The 15,174-nt window shown below is 64.7% G+C and carries 19 protein-coding genes; 9 read left to right on the top strand and 10 right to left on the bottom strand.

The window, feature by feature from the left end:
* Positions 1-53 precede the first annotated feature (53 nt).
* Together DK261_RS08895 and DK261_RS08890 are read left to right on the top strand one after the other, a co-directional pair.
* The gene (locus tag DK261_RS08895) at positions 54-1,061 is read left to right on the top strand and encodes an ATP-binding protein (RefSeq protein ID WP_101282777.1); all 1,008 of its coding nucleotides are present in this window, start codon (positions 54-56) and stop codon (positions 1,059-1,061) included.
* 53 nt (positions 1,062-1,114) lie between these two features.
* Positions 1,115-1,717, top strand: a complete 603-nt coding sequence (locus DK261_RS08890; protein WP_177411711.1) for a VWA domain-containing protein — start codon at positions 1,115-1,117, stop codon at positions 1,715-1,717.
* A gap of 56 nt (positions 1,718-1,773) precedes the next feature.
* Here the strand turns inward: DK261_RS08890 and DK261_RS08885 are convergent, their stop codons facing one another.
* The 4 genes from DK261_RS08885 to DK261_RS08870 form a co-directional block, all read right to left on the bottom strand.
* The gene (locus tag DK261_RS08885) at positions 1,774-2,097 is read right to left on the bottom strand and encodes a hypothetical protein (protein ID WP_009044456.1); all 324 of its coding nucleotides are present in this window, start codon (positions 2,095-2,097) and stop codon (positions 1,774-1,776) included.
* Positions 2,098-2,293: 196 nt separating this feature from the next.
* On the bottom strand, positions 2,294-2,416 hold the full coding sequence (locus tag DK261_RS33505; RefSeq protein WP_016705350.1) for a hypothetical protein: 123 nt from the start codon (positions 2,414-2,416) through the stop codon (positions 2,294-2,296).
* A gap of 80 nt (positions 2,417-2,496) precedes the next feature.
* Positions 2,497-4,035, bottom strand: coding sequence for an MFS transporter (locus tag DK261_RS08875; protein ID WP_053269380.1), 1,539 nt, complete (start codon positions 4,033-4,035; stop codon positions 2,497-2,499).
* Complete coding sequence (locus DK261_RS08870) at positions 4,032-4,529, bottom strand: heme-binding protein (RefSeq protein WP_009049655.1); 498 nt, start codon at positions 4,527-4,529, stop codon at positions 4,032-4,034. Before DK261_RS08870 ends, DK261_RS08875 begins: the two co-directional genes overlap by 4 nt.
* Before the next feature lie 103 nt (positions 4,530-4,632).
* On the opposite strand from DK261_RS08870, the gene DK261_RS08865 reads away from it, so the two are divergent.
* The 7 genes from DK261_RS08865 (at position 4,633) to DK261_RS08825 (ending at position 9,235) form a co-directional block, all read left to right on the top strand.
* Positions 4,633-5,505: a LysR family transcriptional regulator gene (locus DK261_RS08865; RefSeq protein WP_110175596.1), complete on the top strand. Its 873-nt coding sequence runs from the start codon at positions 4,633-4,635 to the stop codon at positions 5,503-5,505.
* A gap of 140 nt (positions 5,506-5,645) precedes the next feature.
* Positions 5,646-6,299, top strand: a complete 654-nt coding sequence (locus DK261_RS32850; protein ID WP_124301834.1) for a hypothetical protein — start codon at positions 5,646-5,648, stop codon at positions 6,297-6,299.
* Positions 6,300-6,318: 19 nt separating this feature from the next.
* Complete coding sequence (locus DK261_RS08850) at positions 6,319-6,711, top strand: PAAR domain-containing protein (RefSeq protein WP_016705345.1); 393 nt, start codon at positions 6,319-6,321, stop codon at positions 6,709-6,711.
* A 2-nt stretch (positions 6,712-6,713) separates the two neighbouring features.
* Positions 6,714-7,283 (top strand): DUF4123 domain-containing protein, encoded by a 570-nt coding sequence (locus DK261_RS08845; protein ID WP_231103260.1) that lies wholly within the window; start codon positions 6,714-6,716, stop codon positions 7,281-7,283.
* Positions 7,276-7,659, top strand: a complete 384-nt coding sequence (locus DK261_RS08840; RefSeq protein ID WP_016705343.1) for a hypothetical protein — start codon at positions 7,276-7,278, stop codon at positions 7,657-7,659. Before DK261_RS08845 ends, DK261_RS08840 begins: the two co-directional genes overlap by 8 nt.
* Positions 7,656-8,495 carry a Tox-REase-5 domain-containing protein gene (locus tag DK261_RS33500; protein WP_269147507.1) on the top strand — a complete coding sequence of 280 codons (840 nt, stop codon included), beginning with the start codon at positions 7,656-7,658 and terminating at the stop codon, positions 8,493-8,495. Before DK261_RS08840 ends, DK261_RS33500 begins: the two co-directional genes overlap by 4 nt.
* A gap of 17 nt (positions 8,496-8,512) precedes the next feature.
* Positions 8,513-9,235, top strand: coding sequence for an Imm52 family immunity protein (locus DK261_RS08825; protein ID WP_038633494.1), 723 nt, complete (start codon positions 8,513-8,515; stop codon positions 9,233-9,235).
* 50 nt (positions 9,236-9,285) lie between these two features.
* On the opposite strand, the gene dhaL is transcribed toward DK261_RS08825, so the two are convergent.
* The 6 genes from dhaL to DK261_RS08795 all read right to left on the bottom strand — a co-directional run.
* Positions 9,286-9,930 carry a dihydroxyacetone kinase subunit DhaL gene (gene dhaL, locus DK261_RS08820; RefSeq protein ID WP_038633491.1) on the bottom strand — a complete coding sequence of 215 codons (645 nt, stop codon included), beginning with the start codon at positions 9,928-9,930 and terminating at the stop codon, positions 9,286-9,288.
* Positions 9,931-9,933: 3 nt separating this feature from the next.
* Positions 9,934-10,935, bottom strand: a complete 1,002-nt coding sequence (locus DK261_RS08815) for a dihydroxyacetone kinase subunit DhaK (protein ID WP_101282776.1) — start codon at positions 10,933-10,935, stop codon at positions 9,934-9,936.
* 132 nt (positions 10,936-11,067) lie between these two features.
* Positions 11,068-12,174: an erythritol/L-threitol dehydrogenase gene (locus DK261_RS08810; RefSeq protein ID WP_016705338.1), complete on the bottom strand. Its 1,107-nt coding sequence runs from the start codon at positions 12,172-12,174 to the stop codon at positions 11,068-11,070.
* 39 nt (positions 12,175-12,213) lie between these two features.
* A complete protein-coding gene (locus tag DK261_RS08805) occupies positions 12,214-12,972 on the bottom strand; it encodes an SDR family oxidoreductase (protein WP_110175595.1) in 759 nt (252 codons plus the stop codon).
* Between the two features lie 146 nt (positions 12,973-13,118).
* A complete protein-coding gene (locus DK261_RS08800) occupies positions 13,119-14,141 on the bottom strand; it encodes a substrate-binding domain-containing protein (protein ID WP_038633483.1) in 1,023 nt (340 codons plus the stop codon).
* Positions 14,142-14,190: 49 nt separating this feature from the next.
* Positions 14,191-15,174 (bottom strand): ABC transporter permease (locus DK261_RS08795; RefSeq protein WP_371923065.1); only part of this gene is annotated, 984 nt, incomplete at its 5' end.

The raw sequence follows: 15,174 nt of genomic DNA, 5'->3' as shown, positions 1-15,174 counted from the left end.
TCGCGATAACGATCTGGCCAACGACACCCGACTCGACCCAACCGAGAACCGACATGAGCGATACCCCACATTTCCCGCTGTCCGCCGTGGTCGGCGCCGATGACCTGAAACTGGCGCTGTGCCTGACGGCCATCGACCCGAAAATCGGCGGGGTGTTGATCGAGGGGCCGCGGGGCATGGCCAAGTCGACCCTGGCCCGCGGCCTGGCGGACCTGCTGGCGAGCGGGCAGTTCGTCACCTTGCCCCTGGGCGCGACCGAGGAACGCCTGGTCGGCACCCTGGACCTGGACGCGGCCCTGGGCGAAGGCCGGGCGCAGTTTTCCCCGGGGGTGCTGGCCAAGGCCGATGGCGGGGTGCTCTATGTCGACGAGGTGAACCTGCTGCCGGACCATCTGGTGGACCTGCTGCTGGACGTGGCCGCCAGCGGCACCAACCTGATCGAGCGCGACGGTATTTCCCACCGGCATTCGGCCAGGTTCGTGCTGATCGGCACCATGAACCCGGAAGAGGGCGAACTGCGTCCACAACTGCTGGACCGCTTTGGCCTGAATGTCGCCCTGAGCGGCCAGACGCTGCCCATTGAACGGGGCCAGATCATTCGCCGGCGGCTGGATTTCGACAGTGATCCCCAGGGCTTCTGCCAGCAGTGGGCTGCCGAGCAGGAGGCCCTGCGCCAGCGCTGCCAGCAGGCGCGGGGGTTGCTGGCGGAGATTGCCCTGGACGATCAGGCGCTGGAGCGGATCACCGAACGCTGTTTCGCCGCGGGCGTCGACGGCCTGCGCGCGGACCTGGTCTGGCTGCGTGCCGCCCGCGCCCATGCGGCCTGGCGCGGTGCCCGGGCCATCGAGGAGCAGGACATAGACGCGGTGGCCGAATTCGCCCTGCGCCACCGCCGTCGTGACAACCCGCCGAGCGCGGCCCATCAGCCGCAGCCGCCTCAAGCACCAGCCCCGGCCCAATCCAGCCCCGCCGAGGGCCAGGGCCAATGGGGCGAGCTGCCGGCCCAGGCGCTGGCCACCGGCGCTCGCCGTGAAGTGCCGAGCTGGCCAAAAAAGCCCTAGGCATTCGCCCCCGGTCCGACGTGGGGACGAATGCCAAACCCCGCGCCGGGCGGTTGGACCAGGGCAGGCAAGGCCGCGCGCGGGCGGCCGTCCAGGGTTCGATCAACTGGCCAGGCACCTTGCTCAACGGCCGGCCCCGCCAGCGCGACGACCTGTTGTGGCACCTGCGCGGCCGTTCGCCCCATGAACTGTGGCTGGTAATCGTCGATGCATCGGCCTCGACCCGCCGCCATCAGGCGCTGAGCGATGCCAAGGGCCTGCTGGCCCAGCTGTTCGACGATGCCTACCGACAGCGCGCACGCCTGGCCTTGCTGACCGCCAGCGGCCGCGCGCCGAACTGGCAGGTGCAGGGGCTGAAGGCCTCGAAGGATTTGCGCGACTGGCTCGACGGGCTGGGCGCGGGCGGCGGCACACCGTTGCTGGCGGCCTTGGCCGAGGCGGGGCAATGGCTGGTTTCGCGGCAGAAGCGCTATCCGGCCGAACAGCAGCGGGTACTGTTGCTCACCGACGGCCGGCTCAAGACCCTGCCGCCCTTGGCGCACCTCGGTTGCCCGACCCTGTTGATCGATATCGAACGCGGGCCGATCCGCCTCGGACGCGCTCGCGAGCTGGCGCAGCAACTGGATGCGCAGTACCGGCATATCGATGGGGTGTGATGGGGGTGAGGGCAGTCCGGCCATGAGCCGGTCGACGACTGCCCCGGATCAGCGTTTCAGCCGCCGAAAGGAGCGGAACGGATGGCTTCGCCTTTCCTGGCGCAGGAAGGCGGGTTGGTCATGCCCAGTGTGAGCAGGTTGCCGCCGTTGATGATGCAGTTGAACTCCTTGTTGTCGTTGGTTTTCAAGGCCACGTAGGTGTTGGTGCCTTCGGTGCGACGGCTGACGATGCTGACGTCCGAGGGCGCATAACCCAGGGCGCCGCTGGTCTGGGATTTGATCTGTTCATCGCTCAGGGTATTGGTCTTGCCGGCAATGGAGTTGCAACCGGCGAGTCCGAGGGTGAGGGCGCAAGCCAGGGCAAGGGGGACGACTCTCATGTGTTACTCCTTATTATTAGGGGGGAGGTCCGCCAAGAATCCTAGCAGCGGCGTATTTTTTTGCTGGCTGCGCTGCTGGTTTTTTGCGATCCGCTGCGCGAATTGAGCATTACCAGCCGACGGACGGATGCGTTTACTCGGGTGCCCCGTCCTTTCACTCGAGAGCGTCCCCTCGCTTGCGCCCTTGCATCGGCTATTACCAGGCCATTTCCTGTCGGTACTGGCGCGTGCGCCCGCTGCTGTTCAACTGGTCGAGCAGCAACACCTGCCAGGGGCGTACTTGAAGTTTGCGCGCCCGCCCGCGACTCAGGCGATGCATTTGCAGGCGGACGATGGTTATGGGGCCTGGTCATGGCCACCGAGCGATTTCAGTGGCCATATGACGAGTCCCACCTGATTTCACTCCACGCTCAGCGTCAACGGCCGCGGCTGCGGGATGGGGTTGCGCATCAACGTACCGACCGTTACCGCCGCGAGCAGCGCCAGGAGCCCGGCGACCCAGAGCACCACGCCGAAGCCGTCGACGAAGGCCTGGCGGGCCAGGGGTTCGACCAGCCCTTTCGCGGAGTCGGGCAGCAGTGCCAGGGCCGCGGGCATGTCGCCGGCCACCACCCGTGAGGCGATGGCCTGGGCCTGGTCGAGCCATGGCGTGGCGCTCTTGCCCAGGCTGACGTGCAGGCGTTGCTGGGTATGGCTGCCGAGCAGGGCGCCGAACACGCCGATGGCCAGCATGATGGCGCTGAAGCGCATGGTGGTGCTCAGGCCCGAGGCCATGCCGGCGCGGTCGCGGGGCACACAGGCCATGATGTTTTTCTGCGTGTCGCCATTGAGCAGGCCGGCACCGGCGCCGGTCACCGCGATGGCCAGGGCAAAGCTCAGGTAGCCGCCAGCCTGCACGGCCCAGGCCGCGAGCAGGTTGCCGCAGCCGACCAGGGTCAGGCCGGCGGCCATCAGGGTCGCCGGGGCATAACGCGTCGCCAGGCGCACGCCGATGCGCGGACAGATCAGCATGGTCAGGGCAAATGGCAGCATGCCCAGCCCCGAGGCGATGGCCGAGAAGCCCAGGCCGTTCTGCAGGTAGAAGGGCAGCAGGGTCATCATCACCTGGGCGCAGCCGGCGTAGGCGAACATCCCCAGCAGGGCACCGATAAAGCGCGGATGGCGGAACAGCTGCAGGTCGACCATGGGCCGGCGCTGCACCCGTTCGATCAGCACGAACAATCCGAGCAGCGCCACGCCGGCCAACAGCCGGGTGTAGGTCAGCGGGTGGCTCCAGCCGATGCGATTGGCTTCGATCAGGCCCCAGATCAGGCACAGCAGGCTGGCGCTGAAGGCCAGGCTGCCCCAGGGATCGAGGCGCGCGGCCTGGGTATCGCGGGACTCCGGTATCGCGCGCCACACCATCAGCACCAGCAGCCCGCCCACCGGCAGGTTGAGGTAGAAAATCCAGCGCCAGCCGATGGACTCGGTGATCAGGCCGCCAACGGTTGGCGCGGCGGTCATCGCCACGCCCATGCAGGCCCCCCAGAACGCCCAGGCCTTGGCCCGTTCGACCTCGTCATGGAAGGTGTGGCCGATGGTGGCCAGGGCCGAGGTCAGCAGCAGCGCCGCGCCGACGCCCTTGATCGCCCGGGCGATGTCGAGCAACAGCACGTTGGGCGCGGCGCCACAGCCGAGCGAGGCGAGGATGAACAGCCCGAGGCCACAGAGCAGGGTGCGCTTGCGCCCGAAGCGGTCGGCCAGGCTGCCCGCCGGCAGCAGCAGGGCGGCGAAGGCCAGCATGTAGGCGCTGACCACCCACTCGATATCGGCAAAGTTGGCCCCCAGGTCGCGGGCGATGCTCGGCAGCGTCACCGCGACGATGTTGGTGTCGAGCACGATCAGCGAACACACCCCGGAGGCAGTGAGCAGGGTCAGGCGCGGGCTGGCTGGCCTCATGGCTGCACCCGTTGATCCAGCGCGGCGAGGGCGGCCTGGGCGATTTCATCGTCGTGGGCCGGGGTGTCGGCGCTGATGCCGATGGCGCCGATCACCTGGCCGTCGACGCGGATCGGCTGCGCGCCTTTCATCATCAGCAGGCCCGAAGTGATGGCCGCCTGGCGCCCGCCGTTGATGGCGTTTTCCAGGTCGCCGGAAGGGCGCTTGAACAATGCCGAAGTGCGCGCCTTGCCCTGGGCCAGCTCGATGCCGGCCACCACCGGCGCCCCGTCCATGCGCGCGCTGAGGATCGGCCAGCCGCCGTCGTCGACGATTGCCACGGCGCAGGGCCAGCCCTTGGCCGTGGCGGTTTCCTGGGCGGCGTTGAGCAGTTGCTGGGCGGTGGCGAAATTGAGGATTGCCTTTTGGGCAACGTCGGCGTTTTTCTCGGCGGCGAAAGTCGCGGGCACGCTGCAGCAAGTGATCAGGGCCAGAAACAGAGGTTTGACGTGCATGGCTTAGGCTCTCTACTGTAAAGGTCCAGCCAGCTTATCCCGGGCTTTCGCCCGCTCTGTTAGGCGCGCTGGAGCACTTCATTACCTTTGAGCTAACGTACTTATGGAAATCCGTCATTTCCGCTATTTCCTGGCGGTGGCCCGGCAACGCAATTTCACCCGCGCCGCCGAACAGCTGGGCATCTCGCCGCCGACCCTGAGCCGGCAGATCCAGGACATGGAGCAGGCCCTGGGCACCCGTTTGTTCGTGCGCCAGCAGCGCGAGGTCAGCCTGACCGAGGCTGGCGCCGCCCTGGTGCGCGAGGCCGAGGCCACGGTGCGCCAGTTCGAGTTCGCGCAACGTAACGCCCAGCGCGCCGGGCGCGGCGAGATCGGCCATATCGAGTTGGGCTACGTGGCCTCGGCGGTGTATTCGGGGCTGTTGCAAAAACAGGTGCAGCGCTTCAGCCAGGACTGCCCGGACGTCAGCCTGAGCGTGCGCGAAAGCCCGATGGCGGCGTTGCCGGCCCTGGTGGCCGAGGGACGCTTCGACATCGGCTACATCCGCTCGCCCATGACCCTGCCCGAAGGGGTCGAGGCGGTCCGCCTGGATGCCGAAGGTTTTGTCCTGGCGCTGCCCGCCGAGTCCTGGCTGGGACGCTTGCCGGAGATCGCCCCGGCCCATCTGCACAACGAGACTTTCGTCCTTCCGGAGCAGATCAGCGGCACCTTGCAGGTCGCGGCCGAGGGCGGCTATGCGCCGAAACTGGGGCCGCAGCCCGGCGGCCTGGTGGCGGTGCTGGCCCTGGTCTCCCTGGGTCAGGGCGTGGCCGTGGTGCCGGAGTCGGTGGTCGGGCACGTGGGGTTGCCCAATGTGTTGTACCGGCCGATCCAGGGCAGCGCGGCGTCGTCCTGGCTGTCGCTGATCCACCGCCGCTTCGAAAAGGCGCCCGCGGTGGCGCGGTATATCGAGCAGGTCAGAGGCCAATGCTCTTGAAATTTTTTGTAAAGAATTCGTCGGGGCCCGTGGGCACAAGGCTTTGAGCGCAACTGCGCAACTTCTTGCGCAATTCATCGTTGCTAGAGTGGCGGACTCAATGGAGCGACCGACAGATCGCGCTGCTTGGAGGAAGCAGGATGGTTCGATTTCAAGGACTGAGATCCTCAATTCGTCTTTATGGCTTGGTCACCGTCACAGGCATTCACGATCATCTTGCCCTGGATCCGGTGCAGATAAACTGTGTCGGCGACCCTGATGCACCCATCGTTCGAGTGTTCATTTCCCGGTTGGATGCGGAGATCTACCTGCGTTCTTCCCATCTGCGCCACTATCGTGTGGTGCCACTTCGGCTGTTCGATCCTACCCAGCTTCTCAGCCACGCCGATGGCTGGCTGAAACTCAATATCTGCCTGGGTTTCGCGGCTCAGGGCGACTGCCTCCTCAGCACCGATCAACAGGAAATGATTCCGGTCGGGCTGACTGCCTGGACCCGGCCCTTCCTGGATGACCAGGGTTACTACCTGCAATGGTCGGATACGGAATTACCCGAGTACCTGCTGAACGCCTATAAAAGTGTTGGCGTACCGGACTACAACCGGCAGCTCAACGAACTGGATGACTGGGCGCCAGCCGCCATGGAGCGGACTGTCGCTGATGCGCTTCAGATGTCGCCCCCCGTCAAGGCTCCCGGTTCGATGGCCAGCCAGCTTGCATTATTCGATGTGGAGGATGCCTGTTGGCGCTTTGGCCTCTTCCAGATCGATGGCGTAGGGACAACATGCAATACCTAACGGATGAAGGAGATTGCCAATGAGTGGAAAACCTGCGGCCCGTGTCACGGATATGACCGCTTGTCCATTGCCCGGGCACGCCAGCAACCCGATTGTCTCGGGTTCGCCTGACGTATTGTTCGATGGGCTCAGTGCAGCGCGGATGACGGACACCACGGCCTGCGGCAGTGCCCTGGTCAGCGGCGTGGTTGCCAATGTGCTGATCAATGGATTGCCGGTCGCGACCCTGGGGACGACGGGCAACCACGGGAATGTGGTGGTGAGCGGATCGGGAAGCGTGATCATCGGGCAGCAGGTCAGCGCTGCTGCGGTCGCTCCAGTGGTCAAGATTCCCGGGCTTTGTCTGCCGTGCCTGTTGGCGGCGGCACAGCGCAATGAAACCTTTGTCCCGCTGCAGAGCCTGGGGAACTGACCATGAGTGCTTCAGGCAATGGACGCCGACCTGATCCGAATGTTCTGCAATTTCGCACCCATATCCGTCATTGCCTGGAACAGCATCCTGAAACCCGGCTCTATGTGCTGGTGGATGGCGCCCGTTACATGACCCTGGAGAATCGCCTGGACGCGGCCGGGGCGGCGATCCGCGTCGAGTGGTTGCTGGCCGCTACCGAACTGGACGAAATCAGCCGTGGCGGGCCGGCACTGGTGGAGTTCGTAGGGGATAGTGCCGAGGCCACGCAACTGCTCGACTGGCTGATCGAGCGGGACCAGAAGTCGCCGCTGGTTTCGTGGCTGTGGAGCGAGCGCTCCTTTGAAGCGTTGAGCAATCATCTCAAATCCCATTTGTTCAGCCGCCTGCCGGATGGTCGGATGGCGCTGTTTCGTTATTACAACCCGACCGTCCGTCGTGGCCTGGAGAGTGTCCTGGACAGTGAGCAGCGAATGGCCCTGATGTTGCCGCTCGATCGCTGGCAGATCTGGCAGCCATTGGCCCTGGCATACCAGACGTATTACCGGGTTGGGCAGGAGGCTCGCCATGCTTGAGTTGACGGCAGACCAGCTGAAAGCGCTGGAGCGGGTTCGGCAAAATGAGGTGATCGAGAAGATCATGCTCGAGATACGTCAGTACAATCCTCAGTGGCTAGAGCAAAAAGGGCATTGGCAGACCATCCAGTACCTCAAGGACTACCGGGAAAAAGCCTGGGCCCTGCAAATCGAAGAGCCGGATGCGGTTGAAAACTTCATGCGCTTTGGCCTGCAGTTTCCCGGTTTTGAAGAAACACCCGGATTTATCCGGTGGATGAAAAGGCCGGTAAACGACACCCCGGAGCAGCGTTTTCGCGATTACGAAAGCGTCATGGATTTCGTCCAGGGGCAACGGGCCTGGCGGGCCGCACTCAAGACAGGGATGCCTGAATGACCAGTTTTATTTCCGGATCCGTCGCCCAACTGGCGCCTCCCATCAGCGGCGGGTTGCGTATGCCGTTGCCTCGCACCGGGCCGAGGCTGCCCTTCGATATACCCATGCCCGCGCCGACCCGGTTACCGATGCCGCCGCCCCGGCCGTCGCCGGTGCCACCGCCACCGCCGGAAGTGGTGCCCCGGCCGCTACCGCCCCCAAGGCCCATGCCGCAACCGATGCCGTTGCCCAAGCCCGAGGCCTTGCCCAAGACGGATGCGCCGGCCAGGACCCGGGACCGGACCCAGGAGGCCGAACGGGACTGCAAACGGCAGAAGAAGGACTGCGTGAAATGCCCTCCCGAAGACGGGCATATGTACATTCCCGTCAATGGCAAGGGGCACAGCATGAGCGACCTGTCGAGCCGCTACCAGCAGTGGGTGACCAACTTCCCGTTTCCCTGGGAGTGGCTGTGGAGTGGTACCGATTGGGATGGTTTTGTGAAAAACCGCTGTACCTTGCAAGAAGCCAAGGCCAACTACGAATTCTTCATCTTCCTCGGTTTCAAGTATCCGAAGGCTGCCAAGAACGTTGAGAAGGACCTGATCGTGAAGGCGTTCAAGCAGGCAGACAAGGCCAAGCCCAGCCCGCCGGTGATGCTCGAGTGGCATTTTCTTCAGCGGGTGGTTTACGAGTATTGCTCCGAGAAATACGAGGAGGGTGGGCTCACCAACCTGAAGGCTTATTGGAACCCGATGCCCGGCACCAAGGAGCATGAGGAGTACCAGAAAGTGCGTCGCCAGGAGGAAAAGGAGCTGGAAGAGTTCTACAAGCAAAACCCAGACTTAATGGCCTGAGACCGGATGGAGTGCTCATGGATACGTTCAAACGTTTCAATTTCAAGCTGAGCTTCGATAAGCAGAAGATTGCCCAGGTCACCGAGCAGGAACAAATCGACAGGAGCCTGGCCTTTCTCAAGGCGATAGGCGAGATCGACCCGATCCTCAAGAACTGGTTCTTATGCGCCGAAGGCAAGGATGATGGCCTGACGCACAATGTGCTCCTCGACCCGAACAGTCTGCGGCGGGAAATAGCCTCCTGGAAAGACTCGGACTTCGACGTCAACGACATGAGTTTTGTGCTGTGGAACGGGATATCCGATCCACTCAAGGGCGGGCTTTCGATCACCTATCACGCACGAAGCGGCGGCTCGTTGCCCGCGGGTATCGAGTTTTCCGAAGCCGGGACATTGGTCCGTTGCCTGCAGGATCCTCGGCAGGGCATTGTCGAATTAATGAACACGGCGGTCGGTCTCTGGCCGGAAATTTCCTGGGGCGTGGTCGCCCCCAACGAATATTTTCGCAAGCAGCGGGTGTTCCAGGACCGGCAGACCATCGGCTGGATCGGCTATTGTCCGCACCCGCTGTCGGCGGCGGACTTTCCGGAGGTCGCTGAACTGCGTCCCATCCCATCCCGGGGAACCATCGTCGTTTCCTGTCCCGGCATCATGGACGAGAAGAACGTCCAGCATGTGCAGGTAGTGGGTGACACCGATATCAAGCTGGTGGAGCTCGGGCTTTTGCCCGGACGCTATTGAGTGCCCGGGCAGGCTCGCTTTTGCAGGAGCGAGCCTGCTCGCGCAGGGCTTCAGATCAGGCGCGTCTCTATCGAGTCCGCCAGTTGCGTGAGGATCAGGCAGCAGGACACGGCGCCGGCATCCAGTACCCCCAGCGAGCGTTCGCCCAGGCGACTGGCGCGGCCGATCTTCGCCACCAGGTCGCGGGTCGAATCCCGGCCTTGGGAGGCCGCGCTTTTCATCCGCTGCAGGGCCTCCTTGAACGAGGCGCCGCCGGCCTCGGCCTGTTCGAATGCCTCCACGGCGGGAATCAGCGTATCCATCAGGCACTTGTCGCCTACTCCGGCGTCGGTGATGTCCTGCAATGAGGTCAGTCCGCCGCGCAATAGCCGGGCGAAGCGGGCAGCATCAATCTGCTGGCTGCCACGCACTTCGTCGGCCATGCCGATAAACAGGCTGCCGTAAAGCGGGCCCATGGAGCCGCCGATGCCTTCCATCAGGCTCAGGGTCAATTCGTCGAGGGCGCCGGCCAGGTCCAGCTGGCGGCCGGCGATGGCCCGGCCGCAGTGGGCGAAACCCTTGGCCATGTTGATGCCGTGGTCGCCATCGCCGATGGCGCCATCCACTTCGCTGAGGTATTCACGGTTGGCGACTATCACCGTCACCAGGTCGTTGACGATGGCGCTGCCGTCGAGGCTGGAAAAATGCTGGCTCATGGTTCACTCCGCCTGGGTCATGCCGATGGAGCGGCAGGGGTGGTCGATCAGGGTTTTCAGTTCGGCGTCCAGGCCCAGCAGGGTCAGGGTCACGCCCATCATTTCCAGGGAGGTGAAGTAATTGCCGACATAGCAACGATGGATCTTCAGGCCCCTGGCCCTGAGTTTGCGCTCGACTTCGGCGTAGAAGATATACAGCTCCATCACCGGCGTGGCGCCGAGGCCGGAGACCAGCACCACCACGCTGTCGTCGCGGCTGAAGTCGCGATCGGCGAGGATCGGCGCGAGCATGCGCTCGGCCATGGCGGCGGCGGACTCGACCGGTACAACCTGGATGCCAGGTTCGCCATGGTGGCCGATGCCCAGTTCCATCATGCCGTCGGCGATCTGGAAGTTCGGCTTGCCCACCGCGGCAATGGTGCAGGGCGTGAGACCGACCCCGATGGAACGGCACTGGTCGACGGCCTTTTGCGCGACGCCGATCACCCCGTCCAGGTCATAACCTTTGGCGGCCGCCGCGCCGCCGACTTTCCACATGAAGATCTCGCCCGCCACGCCGCGGCGTTTGCCGATCTCTTCACGGGGCGCGGAGGCCACGTCGTCGTTGGCCACCACGGTGCGGATCCGCATGTCCTTGCTGGCGGCCATCTTCATCGCCAGCTTGACGTTCATGTTGTCGCCGGCGTAGTTGCCGTACAGGCAGGCCACGCCCGCGCCCTGGTCGGCGGCGCGGAAGGCGTCGAAGAAGCTCTTGGCGGTGGGCGAGGAGAAGATTTCGCCGACCGCCACGGCGTCCACCAGGCCAGGGCCGACATAGCCGAGAAAGGCCGGCTCATGGCCGGAGCCGCCGCCAGTGACGATGCCCACCTGGCCGATCGGAGAGAGGCGGCGCTTGCGGATGACCCGTGGGTTGGCCTCGTATTGGGCCAGTTCGGGGTGGGCCAGGAGGATGCCTTGCAGCATGTCCTCGACCACCTGGTCCGGATCGTTGATCACTCGATTCATGACGCGGTTTCCTTGTTCCTGTTAGCTGCACGGCTGTGCAGTGAATCGCCGGCAAGCTCGCCTCCCGTGGAGGGAGTGGGAGAGTCCGCGGGTGCGGGCTTGTCGGCGAACCGGTTGGAAGGCAGTGGGGCCTCAGGGCTTGAGCACCACCTTCAATGATCGGTCGCCGCGCTCCATCACCGCGAAGGCCTGCTTGAAGTCGGCCAGGGCAAAGGTGTGGGTGACCACGTCGCGCATGTCGATCTTGCGCTTGCCGATAAAGTCGATGGCCCGTGGGTACATGTAGGGCCCCAGGTGCGAACCGAGCACGTCCAGTTCCTTGCGGTCGCCAATGATCGACCAGTCCACCGTGGCTTCGTCGTTGAACACGCTGAACTCGACGAAACGCCCGAGCTTGCGCAGCATCGCCAGGCCCTGGTTGACAGCCTTGTGGTGGCCGGTGGCTTCGATATAGATGTCGCAACCATAGCCGTCGGTGATCGCGCGTATCTTTTCCAGCACGTTCTCCTGGGCCGGGTTCCAGACTTCATCGGCACCCAGGCGCAGGGCCAGCTCGGCGCGCTCGGGCTTCATGTCGAGGACGATCAGGCGCTTGGGGTTGCGCATCCGCACCGCGCCGATGATGCCCAGCCCCAGGGTGCCGGCGCCGGCCACTACCACTATGTCGTCGAAACCGACGTCGGCGCGCTCGGCGGCGTGCAGCGAGCAGGCCAGGGGTTCGATGAGGATGGCTTCGTCCGGCGGAATCTCATCCGGCACTTTGTGCACGATGCCTTCCCTGGTGAAGATCATGTACTGCGCCATGGCGCCCTGGACATTGTTCTGGAAACCGTACAGGTCGTGCTTCTGGCACATCCAGTACTGGCCGTGGTTGCAGAAGCGGCAGCCCCAGCATGGCACTATCTGTTCGGAGATCACCCGGTCGCCGACCTGCACCCCGCGTTTTTCCGCGCCCGGCCCCAGGGCCACCACGCGGCAGACGAACTCATGGCCGGGGATCATCGGCGGCTTGACGTAGCGCGGCTGCTCGGCGTCGCCCCAGAAGGAGGGGGCGCCACGGTAGGTCTTGATGTCGCCCATGCAGATGCCGCACAGCTCGACCTTGGTCAGGATTTCGTCCGGGCCGGGTGTCGGCACCGGCACCTGTTCCAGGCGGTAGTCTTCGGGGCCGTGGCAGACCACGGCCTGCATGGTGCTGGGAATCTCGGGTGACAGGTGTTCGGCGGACAAGGTGGACATGGCGACGGGCCTCACTGCATGAATGGGAGTAACGCTCGATTACTGGATGCTGTAGCCGCCATCGATCACCACGTTCTCTCCGGTGATCATCTGCGCGGCGTCGCTGAGCAGGTACAGCACCAGCCCGGCGATTTCCTCGGGCTGGGCGAAACGGCCGACCGGGATCTGCGATTTGGCCCGCTCGCCCAGTTCGCCGGCCCAGGCCTTCTTGCCCAGGGCGGTCTCGACTATGGTCGGCGAGACGGCGTTGACGTTGATGCCGTGGGCGGCCCATTCCATGGCCAGGACCTTGGTCATGCCCACCACCGCGGCCTTGCTCGCGCAATAGGCCACGTGCCGGTCCAGGCCGATGACGGCGGCCTGGGAGGCGAGGTTGACGATGCGTCCGCTGCCTCGTTCGAGCATGTGCCGGGCGCAGGCCTGGGCAACGAAAAAGCTGGCCTTGAGGTTGATATCCAGGGTGGTGTCCCAGGCGTTTTCGTTGACTTCCAGGGCCTTGTCCAGCAGGGCGACGCCGGCGCTGTTGACCAGGAAATCCAGGCGCCCGAAGTACTCGGCGACCCGGTCCACGGCATGCTGCACCTGGTCCAGCTGGCGCAGGTCGAGGGCCAGCCCCAGGTGCCCGGCGCCGAGGCGGGCGGCGATCTCGACGACCTCCGGGTCGCGATCCAGCAGCGCTACCTTGGCGCCGCGCTCCACCAGCAGCGTGGCGCAGGCCAGGCCGATCCCGGCGGCGCCACCGGTGATCACCGCGCAGCGACCGCTGAGGTCGAAGGCCTGATCCCAGAATCCGGACATGATGTTGACTCCTGTATGGCAAACGAATGGCTGAAAATACCGCTGTCTCGTAGGAGCGAGGCTTGCCCGCGATGGCGGACTCATAGCCACGCATGCGTCGATTGCAAGGACGCTATCGCGGGCAAGCCTCGCTCCTACAGAGGGGGTTATTTGCTGCCGGCGACCTGCTGGTACAGGCTGTCGGCATTGCTATTGGTTACCGGCACCCACGGCAGGATGTACAGCTTGTCGGTGCCGTCTTCCCATTTCACGTCCTGGGCATAACGCTCCCAGATCACCGACTGCGGCTTGTAGTCCTTGCCGGCCAGGGTGCGCAGGGCCACGTCCAGGGCGCCCTGGGACTGGGCCTGGGCGTCTTGCAGGAAGGTGGTGACTTCGCCTTTTTTCGCCGCCTGGATCGCATCCGGCATGCCGTCGATGGAGGTCACCGGCACGTCGCTCGGCGACAGGCCGCGGGACTTCACGGCCTGCAGGGCGCCGAGGGCCATGTCGTCGTTTTGCGCGATGATCCCGGAGATGCCGCCGTTGGGGTGGGCATTGAGCCAGTCCTCGGTCAGCGACAGGGCCTCGGCGCGCGACCAGTTGGCGGTCTTCATTTCGATGACCTTGATCCCGGGGTTCTTCTTCAGCACTTCCATCTCGCCTTTCTCGCGGTCGATCTGTGCCGACTGGCCGATCGGGCCCTGGATGATCACCACGTTGCCCTTGCCCTGGAGCTTGTCGACCATGGCCTGGGCCTGCAGGCGGCCGCCCTCGACGTCATCGTTGCCGACATAGGGCACGCTGGCGCTGGCGACCTTGGTATTGGAGGCGATCACCGGAATGTCGTTTTCCTGGGCGCGGGCCACGGCGCCGACGCCGGCCTTGGTGTCGATCGGCACGAAGATGATCGCGTCGTAGCGCTGGGTGACCATGGTTTCGATCTGGTTGTTCTGGGTCAGCGCGTCGTAGTTGCCGTCGAACACGGTGATCTGCACCGTGCCGTCCTTGACCGCCGGATGCTGCTTCAACTCGCGTACCCAGTTCTGCATGAACTGGCCCTTGAGGCCGTAGACCGCGGCGCCGATCTTGTAGGGCTTGCCCTCGGCCAGGGCCATGCCGCTGGCGAGCAGGGAGGCCGTGGCCAGGGCGAACAGGGAGGTGCCAAAGGTGGTGGAGGAAAGCTTCATGGGGAGCTCCGTTATTGTTGTAGTCGTGCCATGGAAAGGACGGGGGGAGTCAACGTTTCTTCTTGCGCCAGACATCGATGAGCACCGCGAACACGATGATCAAACCCTTGGCGACTTGCTGGTAATAGGAAGACACCCCGAGCAGGTTCAGGCCGTTGTTGATCACACCGATCAACAACGCGCCGAACAGGGTGCCGACAATGCTGCCGGTGCCGCCGGAGAGGCTGGTACCGCCGATCACCACCGCGGCGATGGCGTCCAGTTCATAGGAAGTGCCGGCCTGGGGCAGGGCGGAGGTGGTGCGGGCCGAGAGCACCACGCCGGCCAGGCCCGCCAGCAGGCCCGAGACCACGTACACCGAGAACATCACCTTGCGTACGCCGATCCCTGAGGTGCGGGCGCTCTTTTCGTTGCCGCCCACCGCGTACACGTAGCGGCCGTAGGTGGTGTAGCGCAGGACCATCCAGAAGATCAGCGCGACCACGGCGAAGATCACGACCGGCACGCCCACCGGGCCGATCTTGCCGATGCCCAGGGCCAGGTAGTTGTCCGGCAGGTCGGTGACCGGGCTGCCGTCATTGAGAATGAAGGTCATGCCACGGGCGATGCTGAGCATGCCGAGGGTGGCGACAAAGGGCGGGATCGACAGGTTGGCGACCATGAAGCCGTTGACCACCCCGAGCATCGCCCCGGCGAACATCCCGGCGCTGACCGCGGCCAGCAACCCATAGCCCTGGGTGGCCACCAGGGCGCTGCACAGGCCGGCGAAGGCGAGGATCGAACCCACCGAGAGGTCGATGCCCTTGGTCAGGATCACGTAGGTCATGCCCACCGCGAGAATGCCGTTGATCGAGGTCTGGCGCAGGATGTCCATCCAGTTGCGCCAGGTCATGAAGTACTCGCTGGCAAAGGCCATGACCACGCACAGCAGGATGAAAACCAGCGGCAGGCCGAAGCGGTCGAGGGCCAGGCGCAGGCGGCTGCGGGGTGCCGGGCCGACGGCGGTGGAGGCGGTGGCGGCGGGTGTGGCGGC

It is taken from the genome of Pseudomonas sp. RW409 (assembly GCF_003184125.1).
Lineage (GTDB): Bacteria > Pseudomonadota > Gammaproteobacteria > Pseudomonadales > Pseudomonadaceae > Aquipseudomonas > Aquipseudomonas chlororaphis_I.
Note: the sequence above shows the minus strand (reverse complement) of the source record. Positions and strands in the feature narration are given on the sequence as shown.